Source organism: Streptomyces thermocarboxydovorans (assembly GCF_039524635.1).
GTDB lineage: Bacteria > Actinomycetota > Actinomycetes > Streptomycetales > Streptomycetaceae > Streptomyces > Streptomyces thermocarboxydovorans.
On the sequence record NZ_BAAAGU010000028.1, the window covers coordinates 42,731 to 54,850 of the forward strand.

General features: G+C 73.9%; 12 protein-coding genes and 2 pseudogenes. 8 read left to right on the forward strand and 6 right to left on the reverse strand.

What is annotated here, in order from left to right; translation table 11 throughout:
- Positions 1-68 precede the first annotated feature (68 nt).
- Positions 69-521 (forward strand): YbhB/YbcL family Raf kinase inhibitor-like protein, encoded by a 453-nt coding sequence (locus tag ABD198_RS14920; RefSeq protein WP_344001286.1) that lies wholly within the window; start codon positions 69-71, stop codon positions 519-521.
- Positions 522-575: 54 nt separating this feature from the next.
- Here the strand turns inward: ABD198_RS14920 and ABD198_RS14925 are convergent, their stop codons facing one another.
- The 4 genes and pseudogenes from ABD198_RS14925 to ABD198_RS14940 form a co-directional block, all read right to left on the reverse strand.
- The gene (locus tag ABD198_RS14925; protein ID WP_344001288.1) at positions 576-1,001 is read right to left on the reverse strand and encodes a CBS domain-containing protein; all 426 of its coding nucleotides are present in this window, start codon (positions 999-1,001) and stop codon (positions 576-578) included.
- A gap of 8 nt (positions 1,002-1,009) precedes the next feature.
- A pseudogene (locus ABD198_RS14930) lies at positions 1,010-1,627 on the reverse strand (FHA domain-containing protein); the annotation flags it as partial.
- Positions 1,628-1,732: 105 nt separating this feature from the next.
- Positions 1,733-2,566: an aminoglycoside adenylyltransferase domain-containing protein gene (locus ABD198_RS14935; RefSeq protein ID WP_344001290.1), complete on the reverse strand. Its 834-nt coding sequence runs from the start codon at positions 2,564-2,566 to the stop codon at positions 1,733-1,735.
- On the reverse strand, positions 2,557-3,063 hold the full coding sequence (locus tag ABD198_RS14940) for a cysteine hydrolase family protein (protein ID WP_425580479.1): 507 nt from the start codon (positions 3,061-3,063) through the stop codon (positions 2,557-2,559). Before ABD198_RS14940 ends, ABD198_RS14935 begins: the two co-directional genes overlap by 10 nt.
- Before the next feature lie 152 nt (positions 3,064-3,215).
- Here ABD198_RS14940 and ABD198_RS14945 point away from each other — a divergent pair.
- Positions 3,216-3,660 (forward strand): annotated as a pseudogene (locus ABD198_RS14945) (type II toxin-antitoxin system PemK/MazF family toxin).
- Between the two features lie 18 nt (positions 3,661-3,678).
- Here the strand turns inward: ABD198_RS14945 and ABD198_RS14950 are convergent.
- Positions 3,679-4,542: a TIGR02452 family protein gene (locus ABD198_RS14950; protein ID WP_344001294.1), complete on the reverse strand. Its 864-nt coding sequence runs from the start codon at positions 4,540-4,542 to the stop codon at positions 3,679-3,681.
- Positions 4,543-4,837: 295 nt separating this feature from the next.
- On the opposite strand from ABD198_RS14950, the gene egtA reads away from it, so the two are divergent.
- The 5 genes from egtA to ABD198_RS14975 all read left to right on the forward strand — a co-directional run bounded on the left by egtA (position 4,838) and on the right by ABD198_RS14975 (position 9,703).
- Positions 4,838-6,136: an ergothioneine biosynthesis glutamate--cysteine ligase EgtA gene (egtA, locus tag ABD198_RS14955; RefSeq protein ID WP_344001296.1), complete on the forward strand. Its 1,299-nt coding sequence runs from the start codon at positions 4,838-4,840 to the stop codon at positions 6,134-6,136.
- Positions 6,133-7,449 carry an ergothioneine biosynthesis protein EgtB gene (gene egtB / locus ABD198_RS14960; protein ID WP_344001298.1) on the forward strand — a complete coding sequence of 439 codons (1,317 nt, stop codon included), beginning with the start codon at positions 6,133-6,135 and terminating at the stop codon, positions 7,447-7,449. Before egtA ends, egtB begins: the two co-directional genes overlap by 4 nt.
- The gene (gene egtC, locus ABD198_RS14965) at positions 7,449-8,267 is read left to right on the forward strand and encodes an ergothioneine biosynthesis protein EgtC (protein ID WP_344001300.1); all 819 of its coding nucleotides are present in this window, start codon (positions 7,449-7,451) and stop codon (positions 8,265-8,267) included. Before egtB ends, egtC begins: the two co-directional genes overlap by 1 nt.
- Entirely contained in the window at positions 8,264-9,226 is a 963-nt protein-coding gene (egtD, locus tag ABD198_RS14970) for an L-histidine N(alpha)-methyltransferase (RefSeq protein ID WP_344001302.1), read from the forward strand. The genes egtC and egtD overlap by 4 nt, the downstream gene beginning before the upstream one ends.
- Positions 9,227-9,487: 261 nt before the next feature.
- Positions 9,488-9,703: a dodecin gene (locus tag ABD198_RS14975; protein ID WP_344001304.1), complete on the forward strand. Its 216-nt coding sequence runs from the start codon at positions 9,488-9,490 to the stop codon at positions 9,701-9,703.
- Positions 9,704-9,769: 66 nt separating this feature from the next.
- Here ABD198_RS14975 and ABD198_RS14980 read toward each other — a convergent pair whose 3' ends face one another.
- Positions 9,770-10,261, reverse strand: a complete 492-nt coding sequence (locus ABD198_RS14980; protein ID WP_344001306.1) for a phosphatase domain-containing protein — start codon at positions 10,259-10,261, stop codon at positions 9,770-9,772.
- Positions 10,262-10,367: 106 nt separating this feature from the next.
- Here ABD198_RS14980 and ABD198_RS14985 point away from each other — a divergent pair, with 106 nt between their 5' ends.
- Positions 10,368-12,074, forward strand: coding sequence for a LuxR C-terminal-related transcriptional regulator (locus ABD198_RS14985; protein WP_344001308.1), 1,707 nt, complete (start codon positions 10,368-10,370; stop codon positions 12,072-12,074).
- Positions 12,075-12,120 lie beyond the last annotated feature (46 nt).

The window sequence follows — 12,120 nt, forward strand, 5'->3', positions numbered from 1 at the left end:
ATGCACGACGCCGACGCGGCGGAGGGGCGCATCGATTCGGCCCGTGGCCGCAGGGGTACTCCGGGGGCATGACCGGCATCGACATCGGCAGTGGCGCCTTCGAGGAGCGCGGCTTCATCGGGCGCCGGTATGCGTACGAGGCGGCGAACGTCTCGCCTCCGCTGCGGTGGAGCGGGGTACCGGAGGAGGCGAAGGAGCTGGTGCTGCTCTGTGAGGATCCTGATGCGCCCTCGGGCTCGTTCGTGCACTGGGTGGTGGTCGGGATCGATCCGCGCAGTGACGGGACCGGTGAGGGGCAGGTGCCGCCGGGTGGCACCGAGCTCGTCAACGGGTTCGGCGAGCGCGGCTGGGGCGGGCCGCATCCGCCGCCGGGTGACGACCCGCATCGCTATGTGTTCCGGCTGTATGCGCTGTCCGGGCCCTGTGTGCTGCCCGAGGCGCCACGGGCGGAGCAGGTGCACGAGGCGGTGGAGAAGGTGCGGGTGGCCGACGGCGCGCTGGTCGGACTGTACCGGCGGTGAGGCGCAGGGCGGCGGCAGTCCCAGCAGTCCGGTCCTGCGAGCCGTGCAGTCCGGTCAGTGGGTGGGGGTCGCCCTGCTGATGTCGGCCAGGGCCGAGTGCGGGTCCTCCGTGGTGGCGAGGTCGCCGATGCTGACGATGCCCGCGGGGCAGCCTCCGTGCTCCACGACGGGCAGGCGGCGCACGGCGTGCTCGCGCATCAGCCGGACGGCGTGGTCGGTGGTGTCCTCGGGGGTGACCGTCACCAGCGGCGGGCGGGAGCAGAGCGAGCCGACGGTGGTGATCTCGGGGTCGGCGCCCTCGGCGACCGAGCGCAGCACGATGTCCCGGTCGGTGAGCACGCCGAAGAGGTCGCAGTCGTAGGCCACCAGCACGTCGCCGATGTCCCGCTCCCGCATCAGGCGCGCCGCCCGTGCCACCGTGGTCATGGGTTCGACGGACGCGGTGTCCGGGGACATCACGTCCCGTATCCGCCGGGTCATGGGCACATCACCGCCGAACGGGTGAGGTCGCGGCAGGACTCGAGCGGGCGGAGACGTTCCACGATCTCCCCGACGCCGGGCAGCGTGGAGTCCGAGGGGTCGCGCAGCCGGGGCTCGCACAGCGCGACCAGCACCAGGAAGTACTTGGCCGTAGGGTCGAGCGCGAAGGGGTGCACGGTCTGCTCGCCGAGGTCGTCGGCCGGCCGGTCGCCGAGGTAGGCGTGCTGCGGGGCGAAGACCTTGAAGGAGGCGGTGCCGCCCAGCGCGGGCAGCACCACGCGGGAGAACTCGAAGGGCACGGGTGCGCCGAGCCGGCCCGGTGCGACGGTCAGGTACTCGCCGGCGCCCTCCAGGTTCTCCACCACGTAGGACACGCTGCGGCTGAAGTTGGACAGCCGCCAGTAGTCGCCGGCCGCCTCCAACTGGCCCGCGTGACGGGAGATTCCGGGGTCGTCGAGCGGGATGGCCACGTCCGTGCCGCCGGGCTGCCCCCGGCCGAAGGAGACGATGTCGCCGGGCCCGAGGTGCAGCAGCCGCGGCTTGCCTCCCCTGTCACCGGATGGCCGGCCGGGCAGATGGTCCTGCGGATCCGTGGCGTCCGGCAGTTGGACGATGATGGTCTCCATGACGGCTCCCCCGACGAGTCGCCAGGAATTGTAGGGGCGCGTTCCGCTTGTCGGCGAGGCGGCACGACGGGCGCCGACGACGCGTGACGTGAGAAACGCGGCAGGTCAGCGCGGTGCGGCACCGCCGGCTGCCGCCGCCTGCGCCTCCTCCACGCCCTCGGCCACCCGCTTCAGGAAAACACGCACCTCGTCCCGAGGCAGCGTGAGCGCCTCGGCGCGCGGGCGTTCGAAGCTGTGCAAGGCGGCTTCGAGCAGGGGCCGGAAGGCCGGCTCGGCCTCGGCCACCGCCGCCGCGGCCCGGCGCTTGGGCAGCCAGCGGCCGGTGCGGCAGAACATCAGGGAGCGGCAGCCGTTGAGCACCCGGTTGTCCGCCAAGTGCCCCTCCCCTTCCTCGTGTTCGCGGACGGAGGCGCGAAGTGCGGTGAGCAGTACGGGGTGTTCGGGCGCGGCGACGACCCGCTGCGCCGGCGGGCCGTACAGCGGAAGCCCGCACTGCCGTGCCACGGAGCGGTCGATGACGTACCAGAAGGGCTGGGACCCGGCCGGGTCGTAGCTGATCTTGCCGGGCAGCCCGTTACCGGTGTTGAGGTCGAGGAGGTATCCGGCCTCGCCGGACGGGCGGGCCGTGAAGTCCGCGTCGTAGACGACGAGTTCGAGCCCGGCGGCGGGGCACGGAAGGGCCGCGTGACTGAGTGCGCCGGCCAGCTCCTCCAGTGCCGGTGCGGGAAGGCCCGGTGTCACCGCGACGGTCACGTCGACGTCGCTGCGTCCGTGCCGGTAGTCCCCGAGCGCCACGGAGCCGACGGCGAGCACGCTCACCAGCTCGGCCCCGCACACGGCACGCGTCCGGTCGACCAGCTCGGTCAGGTAGGGCCGCAGCTCGACGGGGACGCCGGGCGCCCCGGGGGACCCGGGGTCTTCGGGACGGTTCAGTTCCACAGTTCTCCGCTCTCGCACACCTTGGCACCCATGTTCCGTTCCATCATGCGCAGCGCCGCGTCGGCGAGGTCGGCGTGGATGTGGGCGACGGCGTCGCGCGGGACGACGACCTGGTAGTGGCGGATGTGGGCGTCCAGCGAGGAGTACAGGATGCACTGCTCGGTGACCTGGCCGCACAGCACGAGCCGGTCGATGCCCTGCTGGCTCAGCAGGTAGTTCAGCGGCGTCTCGAAGAAGATCGAGTGCCGGGCCTTGACGACGAAGAGGGAGGAGTCGTCGGGGCGCAGCGGTCCGACGAGCCGGGCGTGCGGCCCGGACAGGGCCTTCTCCAGCAGCTCCCCGTGGTGCGAGCGCCACTCGCCGAAGTTGTCGTTGACGTAGATGACCGGGACGTCGCGGCGGCGGGCGCGTTTCAGCAGGTCGGCGATGACCGGGACGACGGGCTCGGCGGAGGGGATCAGCAGCTCGGCGTCCTTGTGATCGTAGGTGTTGATCATGTCGATGACGATCAGTGCGGTGGTCACGGCGAGCTCCCAGCGGTGGTGCGTCGTCCGGGGACGGGGCAGGGCCCGGCCGTCCCTGCCGGACCCCACCGCTTCCCGGGTTACCCGCCGTCCGGCTTTCACGCACGTCCGCGTACGGTACGTCTGTGACCGCCTACAGCCCCGAGAACGTCCCCGGCCGTTTCGGCCGGCGCGACCACCGAGGCCGACCCCCGCGAGGTGGGCCGGGTGCGCACCGCGTACTCGCCCGCGTACGACGGCGACCCCGATCCGGGGGAGATCGTCTGGACCTGGGTCCCCTACGAGGAGCGGGACGGCCGGGGCAAGGACCGGCCGGTGCTGGTGGTGGCCCGCGAGCCCGCGGGGACGCTGCTCGCGGTGCAGCTGTCCAGCAAGGACCACGACAACGACCCGGACTGGGTGCCGATCGGGAGCGGTCCCTGGGACCGGTCCGGCCGGGCGTCTTGGGTGGCCCTCGACCGGGTGCTGCGCCTGCACGAGGAGGGCATGCGCCGGGAGGCGTGCGCCCTGGACCGGATGCGTTTCGACCTGGTCCGCCACCGCCTCAGGGAGCGCTACGGCTGGAGCTGAGGCGTGCGTCCGCGCGGGTCAGGCCGGCCACGGCTGGAGCTGAGGTACGGCGTCCGCGCGGGTCAGGCCGGCGAGGGCGCGGTCGAAGGCCCCGCGGGTCTCGCCGCGCCGGTCCAGGATGGCGAAGACCACGTGCGCGAACGCCCCGGCGAAGCGCCCGCCCGGCTCCAGCAGGGCCCGGAACGCGCCGGCCACCTGCGCGGGGTCGTTGCGGAACACCCCGCAGCCCCAGGCGCCCAGCACCAGCGCGCGGTAGCCGTGGGCGGCCGCGGTCTCCAGGACCCGCTCGGCGCGGACCGCGAGGGCGCGGGGCAGTTCGTCCGCGCGCTCCGGGGCGGTGCGCAGGACGACGCCCGCGTTCGGAGCGGGCGAGGTGAGGAAGCCGGACGTGAACGGCTGGTTCAGCAGCACGCCCCGGTCGTCGCGGAAGACGGGCACACCGGGTGAGTGGATGACGCGGTCCGAGTAGAAGGGGTCGCGATCGGCGCGGTGGTGCTCGTAGTACTCAGGGGCGCGCAGCAGGCAGGTGTACAGGGCGGAGGCGCGGCACAGGGCCTCTTCCTGGGCCTTGGCGCCGTTGAGGTAGCCGCCTCCGGGGTTGCGGGCGGAGGCGAAGTTCAGTACGGCGGGCGTGCCGGCACCGGCGCCGGAGGCGAGGCGGCGGGCGGCCTGGAGGCTGCTCTCGCCGGTCACCTCGAACCGGGTGGCGACGGGACGGAACGGCGGCACCAGGACCGGTTCCGGGCCGTACAGCCGGGTCCCGGCCAGAGCGGCGTCCAGCTCCGCCCTCAGGGACACCTCGCGGCCGTCCGGCGCGCGGTAGCGTCCCGCGGCCACGATCCGCTCCGTCTCTCGTGCGAGATCGCGCAGGCGCCCGCTCATGCCCCGACCCCCGTGCGCGGCGTGTGCGGGAGCCGCGCGATCTCCCTCGTCGTGCTCATGCACGCATCCTGGGTGATCCTGGGGAGGCGGCGCAACGCAGTTTCCCTCCCCGCCGGGAGCTGGGAACGCCGGAGAAAGCCCAGGCCGGGGGCCTGGAGAGGAGTGTGACAGACCGGGAACGCGTCGGCAGGCGCCCTTGTGCCCGGCGCCCCCACCGTCTTGGGTGGGACGCGTCGCTGCCGTCCGGGGCCACCGAGCCCGGACCGGCATGGTGGTATCTCAGGAGGATCCCGACATGTCTGCATCGGCAGGTGGCTGTACCGACCCGCCTCCCGCCATCACCGAGGCGGAGGCGGACGCCCTGGTCCGCGGCATCTGCTTCAAGACCGGACCGCCGAGCCGCCTCGGAGTCGAGGTGGAATGGCTCGTTCACGAGCTGCGCAGCCCGCAGCTCCCCGTCTCGTCCGAACGACTCGAAGCGGCCTATGCCGCGCTGCGGACGCTGCCCCTCAGATCGGCGCTCACCGTGGAGCCCGGCGGCCAGCTGGAGCTGAGCTCGCCGCCCGCCGGGTCGCTGACCGAGTGCGTGGGCACCGTCTCCGCCGACCTCGAGGCCGTGCGCGCGGTACTGCGCGAGGACGGTCTGCGACTGGTCGGCCTGGGCCACGATCCCTGGCACTCGCCCCAACGTTACCTGCGTGAACCGCGCTACGACGCCATGGAGGCCTGCCTCGACCGGGAGGGCCCCGCCGGCCGGGCCATGATGTGCACCTCCGCCTCGGTGCAGGTCTGTGTGGACGCCGGGTACGAGGAGCCCGGCCCGCTGGGCCACGTACGGCGCTGGTGGCTGGCGCATCAGCTCGGCGCGGTCCTGGTCGCTGTGTTCGCCAACTCCCCGCTGGCCGGGCGCCGGGCCACCGGCTGGCTGTCCACCCGGCAGCTGCGCTGGGCGCAGATCGGCTCCGGCCGCGCCGGCGGTGCCCCGCTGGACGCCGACCCGCGCGGTGCGTGGGCCCTGCACGTGCTGAACGCGCCGGTGATGTGCGTACGGCGGGACGGCGGGCCGTGGGAGGTGCCGGAGTCGCTGACCTTCCGGGAGTGGACGAGGTCCCGGCGGCCCCGGCCGCCCACCCGGGAGGATCTCGACTACCACGCCACCACTCTGTTCCCGCCGGTGCGGCCGCGGGGACATCTGGAGCTGCGGATGATCGACGCGCAGCCCGGTGACGACGGCTGGATCGTGCCGCTGGCGGTGACGGCGGCGCTGTTCGACGATCCGCAGGCCACCGAGACCGCCTACCGGGCGGTGAAGCCGCTGGCCGAGCGGACCCTGGGCCGGCCGGCCCCGCACAATCCGCTGTGGCGCGCTGCGGCCCGGACCGGCCTCGCCGACCCGGAGCTGCGCGAGATCGCCGCCGTGTGCTTCGCGGCGGCCCTGGAGGCCCTGCCCCGGCTGGGCGCCGCACGTGAGGTCGTGGACGCCGTGGCGGCGTTCGAGGACCGCCATGTCAGGCGGGGGCGCTGTCCCGCCGACGACCTGCTCGACGCACTCCACGCCGGGAAGCCCCCGTACGGGAAGGACCTGAGCTCATGACCGACCTCGCCCCCGACACCGAGACCCTGCGCGAGCGCGCGGTCACCTCGCTGGTCACCGCCCGCGACCGCACCACCCTGCTGACCGAGAGCGTGGACGAGCCGGACCTGACCGCACAGCACTCGCCGCTGATGTCCCCGCTGGTGTGGGACCTGGCGCACATCGGCAACCAGGAGGAGCAGTGGCTGCTGCGGGCCGTCGCCGGGCAGGAGGCGATACGGCCCGAGATCGACAGCCTCTACGACGCCTTCGAGCACCCGCGCGCCGAACGCCCCAGGCTGCCGCTGCTGCCGCCCGACGAGGCCCGCCGCTACGCCGCCGAGGTGCGCGGCCGGGCGCTGGACGTGCTGGAGAGCACCGCGTTCGACGGGACCCGGCTGACCGAGGCCGGTTTCGCCTTCGGGATGATCGCGCAGCACGAGCAGCAGCACGACGAGACGATGCTGATCACCCACCAGCTGCGCAAGGGGCCGCAGGCGCTGACCGCGCCCGATCCGGACCCGGCGCCGCTGTTCACCGGACCGTCCGAAGTGCTGGTGCCGGGCGGGCCGTTCACCATGGGCACCTCCACCGAGCCCTGGGCGCTGGACAACGAACGGCCCGCGCATGTGCGGGAGGTGGCGCCCTTCTGGATCGACACCACCCCGGTGACCAACTCCGCCTATCTGGCGTTCATCGAGGGCGGCGGCTACCGGGACCCGCGCTGGTGGACCCCGGAGGGCTGGGCACACATCCGCCGCAACTCCATCACCGCGCCGCTGTTCTGGCGCCTGGACGGCGGGCAGTGGCTCAGGCGGCGCTTCGGCGTCACCGAGGTGGTGCCGCCCGACGAGCCGGTGCTGCACGTGTGCTGGTACGAGGCGGACGCCTACGCCCGCTGGGCCGGGCGGCGGCTGCCCACCGAGGCCGAGTGGGAGAAGGCCGCGCGGTACGACCCGGCCGGCGACCGCTCGATGCGCTACCCGTGGGGCGACGCCGACCCGGGCCCGGAGCACGCCAACCTCGGCCAGCGGCACCTGCGTCCGGCGCCCGCCGGAAGCTGTCCGGCCGGTGAGTCGCCGCTCGGGGTGCGGCAGCTGATCGGCGACGTGTGGGAGTGGACGGCGAGCGACTTCCTGCCGTACCCAGGGTTCCGGGCGTTTCCGTACCGGGAGTACTCGGAGGTGTTCTTCGGCTCCGACTACAAGGTGCTGCGCGGCGGTTCGTTCGCGGTGGACCCGGTGGCCTGCCGGGGAACGTTCCGCAACTGGGACTACCCGATCCGGCGGCAGATCTTCTCCGGCTTCCGCACCGCACGCTCGGAGGACGTCTGATGTGCCGTCATGTGGCGTACGTGGGGCCGGAGGAGCCGCTGGGGCGGCTGCTGGTGGAACCGGCGCACGGCCTGTACCGGCAGTCGTGGGCGCCGCGCCGCCAGGGCTACGGCACGGTCAACGCCGACGGCTTCGGGGTCGGCTGGTACGCGCCGGGCGATCCGGTACCGGCCAGGTACCGGCGGGCCGGGCCGGTCTGGGCGGACCCGTCGTTCGCCGACCTGGCCCGGGTGGTCCGCACCCGGGCGCTGCTGGCGGCCGTGCGGGACGCGACGCTCTCGGGCGCGGACGCGGAGGAGGCCGCGGCGCCGTTCCCCGCGGGGACCTGGCTGTTCAGCCACAACGGGGCGGTCCCCGGCTGGCCGGGCAGCCTCGCGCCGCTGGTGTCCGTGCTGCCGCCCGAGCAGCTGCTGTCGCTGGAGGCCCGCAACGACTCGGCGTTCGTCTGGGCCCTGGTGCTGGCCCGGCTGCGGTCCGGCGCCCCGGTCGGGCAGGCGCTCGGCGACACGGTGCTGGAGGTCGCCGGGGCCGCCCCCGCGTCCCGGCTCAATCTGCTGCTCACCGACGGGGACACCGTCTCGGCCACCGCCTGGGGCGACACCCTGTGGTACCTGGCCCGGCCCGGCGGCGGCACCGTCGTGGCCTCCGAGCCCTACGACGACGACCCGCACTGGCAGGAGGTCCCGGACCGCACCCTGCTCACGGCGAGCCGCACCGAGGTGCTGCTCACCCCTCTGCAAGAGCCGGCCGACGCCCTGGCGGCCGCCCCCGCTCGGGGCCCCGCCCGAGCCGCGTCACCGAAGGAGCCGAGCACGTGAGCCCGTTCCGCATCACCCGCACCCTGCCCGAGGACGCCACCGGCGCGGCCCTGCGCTCCGACGTCCTGCGGGGCCTGACCAGTGACCCCAAGACGCTGCCGCCGAAGTGGTTCTACGACGCCCACGGCAGCGAACTGTTCGAGAAGATCACCCGGCTCCCCGAGTACTACCCCACGCGGGCCGAGCGCGAGATCCTCTCCGCCCGCGCGGGCGAGATCGCCGCCGCGGCCGGTGCCCGCACCCTGGTGGAACTGGGCTCCGGCTCCTCGGAGAAGACGCGGCATCTGCTCGGCGCCCTCACCGAGCTGCACACCTACATACCCGTCGACGTCAGCGAGAGCGCGCTCCGCCAGGCCGGGGAGGCGCTGGTGGCCGAGCACCCCGGCCTCGAAGTGCACGCGCTGATCGCCGACTTCACGGACCGGCTGACGCTGCCGGAGGCCCCGGGGCCGCGGCTGGTGGCGTTCCTCGGCGGCACCATCGGCAATCTGCTGCCCGGCGAACGGGCCGCGTTCCTGGCCTCCGTGCGGGCACTGCTGGCGCCGGGCGACTGTCTGCTGCTCGGCACGGACCTGGTCAAGGACGAGCAGGTGCTGGTGCGGGCGTACGACGACGCGGCCGGGGTGACCGCGGCGTTCAACAAGAACGTGCTGACCGTGATCAACCGGGAGCTGGGCGCCGACTTCGATCCGGCCGCCTTCGAGCATGTCGCCCTGTGGGACGCCGAGCGGGAGTGGATCGAGATGCGGCTGCGCTCCCGCACGACGCAGACGGTGAAGGTGCCCGCGCTGGATCTCGCCGTGGACTTCGCGCAGGGCGAGGAGCTGCGCACCGAGGTGTCGGCGAAGTTCCGCGAGGAGGGCGTGCGCGCCGAACTGGCCGCCGCGGGTCTGGAGCTGAGCCGCTGGTGGACGGACTCCGAGGGACGCTTCGCGCTGTCGCTGAGCACGGTGCGCTGACCGAGGGCGAGCAGTCGACGTCTCACGTGGGGTCCATTCTGTCTGGGCGGACAGGGGTGGTCCCGACGTGGGGGGAGAGCGGGCGCGCGCTCGTACGGGTTTCACGCATCTTGGTATGGACCAATGTGCAGGGTCAAGGGCCGTCGGGCGAACGGAGCCGACGTCTCGCGCCCGGCCACGGCTTGGGGCACGGTGGAGTGACGTGTGACACAGGTGGCACCGCCGGGGTCGGTGGGAGCCGCCACGGAGAGGAGCACCCGCATGTCGAACCACACCTACCGGGTCACCGAGATCTACGGCACCTCGCCCGACGGGGTCGACCAGGCCGTCCGCAACGGCATCGAGCGCGCCTCGCAGACGCTGCGCAACCTGGACTGGTTCGAGGTGACCCAGGTACGCGGCCAGATCGAGGACGGCCGGATCGCGCACTGGCAGGTGGGCCTCAAGGTCGGCTTCCGCCTGGAGGAGACCGAGTAGTCCGCGCGGGCCGCCCGGCGGTGGGCCCAGCGTCGGGTACGGCAGCCCGCCGGCCGCGGCACGGTGTCAGGTGCGGCCCTCGCGCTCCTGGGCGGCCTCGAGCGCGTCCGACGGGGTCGCCCAGCGGGCGTGCAGCACGGTGAATCCGGCCCGCCGGGCGTCCTCGCAGACCAGCTCGTCGTCGTCGACAAGCACCCTGACCTCCCGGTTGCGGGCGAGCCGGCGCAGCACGGCGAGCTTGGTGCAGCGGGCGGGCCGGCGGTCGGCGTTGCCGCGCATGTGCAGGGTGCCCTCGGGCAGACCGTGCTTCCGCAGCCAGTCCAGCGTGTCCTGGCGGCAGCGCTCGGGGCGCCCGGTGAGGTAGACGATCTCGCACTCGCGGGCGCTCTCCCGCGCCATGGCGACGCCCTCGGCGAGCGGCGGATCCTGCGAGGCGGCGGCGAAGAAGCCGTCCCAGTCGCGTGGCCTGCGCTCGAGGAAGTGCTGCCGGTGCGCGGTGCCGGCGAGCGTGTTGTCCAGATCGAACACGGCCAGCGGCCGCCTGCTGCTGTCGGTCACGCCGCCCAGCCTAGACAGGTGCCGGCGTCCGGGAATCTCCGGTCCCGGACCGGCATATCCTGAGGGCAGGCACTCCTGCTCGCGGCGAGCGGGAAGGGAGCCGCGTGTGACCGAGCGAAGCACCGACACCCGGCGAGCGCCCGGGCCGGTCCGGCGCACCTCCCGCGCGGGGGACGCGGACGCACTGCACCGGGCGCGCGACGCGGCGGCCCGGGAGGCATGGGCCGAGGCCTATGGCCTGCTGCACCGTCTGGATCCCGCCCGCCTCGTCCCCGACGACTGGGCCGTCTTCGCGGACGCCGCCTGGTGGGGCGGGCACATCGAGGAGTCGATCGACCGCCGGACGCGGGCCCACGCCGGGTACGCCTCGGCGGGCGCCGAGCGGCGGGCCGGTCTCATGGCCTGGCTGCTGTACTACGAGCACATGCTCGCCGGACGGTCCGCGGTGGCCGCCGGCTGGCTGCGTCGCGCCCGCCGGCATCTGTGCGATCAGCCCGACTGCGTGGAGCAGTGCTATCTGGCATGGGTCGACACGGAGCGGGCCCAGGAGCGCGGTGACTTCGCCGCGGCGATGGAGACGGCCGGCGGCATGGGCCGGATCGCCCAGCGCTGCGGCAGCGCGGACCTGCTCGCCATGAGCGTGCAGGCGCAGGCCGGAGTGCTGATGGCCCAGGGCCGGATGGCCGAGGGTCTTGAGGTGCTCGACGAGGCGATGTGCGCGGTGATGGCGGGCGAGCTCAGCTCGTTCTTCACCGGCTGGATCTACTGTCTCGGTCTGCAGCGGTGCATGGCCTGCGCGGATGTGGAACGCGCCGCCGAGTGGACCGAGGCGGCGATGGACTGGTGCGCCTCCATGCCGGCGGAGAACAACTTCCGGGGCCTGTGCCGGGTGCACCGGGCCGAGGTGCTGGAGCTGCGCGGCGACTGGACCGGGGCGCTGGCCGAGGGGGCGCGCACCTGCGAGGAGCTGCTGCGCAACGAACGGCCGGTGGCCGGGCGGGCGTTCTGTCTGCTGGGGGACGTCCGACGGCGGCGCGGCGAGTACACCGCGGCGCGGGAGGCGTATCGCCGGGCGCACGAGCTGGGTGCCGATCCGCAGCCGGGTCTGGCGCTGCTGCATCTGGCCGAGGGCCACGCGGAGTCCGCGGCCGGCGCACTGCGGGCGGCCCTGGCGTGGGAGGGGGACGGCGGTGTCGAGCGGTGCCGGCTGCTCGCCGCCCAGGTGGAGGTGGCCCTGGCCATGGACCGCCTCGACGAGGCCCGCACCGCCGCCGGGGAGCTGACCGGCCTGGCCGGGCAGTGGCAGCGGCGTCGCGGCTCACGGTCGACGCCGGTGCATGCGAGCGCCGATGCGGCTCAGGGAGCGGTGGCCCTGGCCGCCCATGACCTCGACCGCGCGCTGCCGCTGCTGCGCCGGGCCCTGGCCCTCTGGCTGGAGCTGGACGTCCCCTACGAGGCCGCCCAGGTGCGGATGGCGCTGGCGGAGGCCGACCGTGTGGCCGGTGACGAGGAGGGTGCCCGGATGGAGTGGCGGGCGGCCCATGAGATCTTCGAGCGGCTGGGCGCCCTGCCGGACGCGCGCCGGGCGGCGGCGCTGCTGGCCGGAGCGCGCCCCCGGCCCGGTGGTCTGACGGAGCGCGAGATCCAGGTGCTGCGCCTGGTCGCCCGGGGTGAGACCAACCGGTCCGCCGCCGCGGAGCTGGTGATCAGCGAGCACACCGTCGCCCGCCATCTGAACAACATCTTCGCCAAGCTGGATGTGTCCTCGCGGGCGGCGGCGACGGCGTACGCCTACCGGCACGGGCTGGCCTGATCCACGCACGGCATGGGCCGTTCCGCCCATACCCGCCTGACGAGAA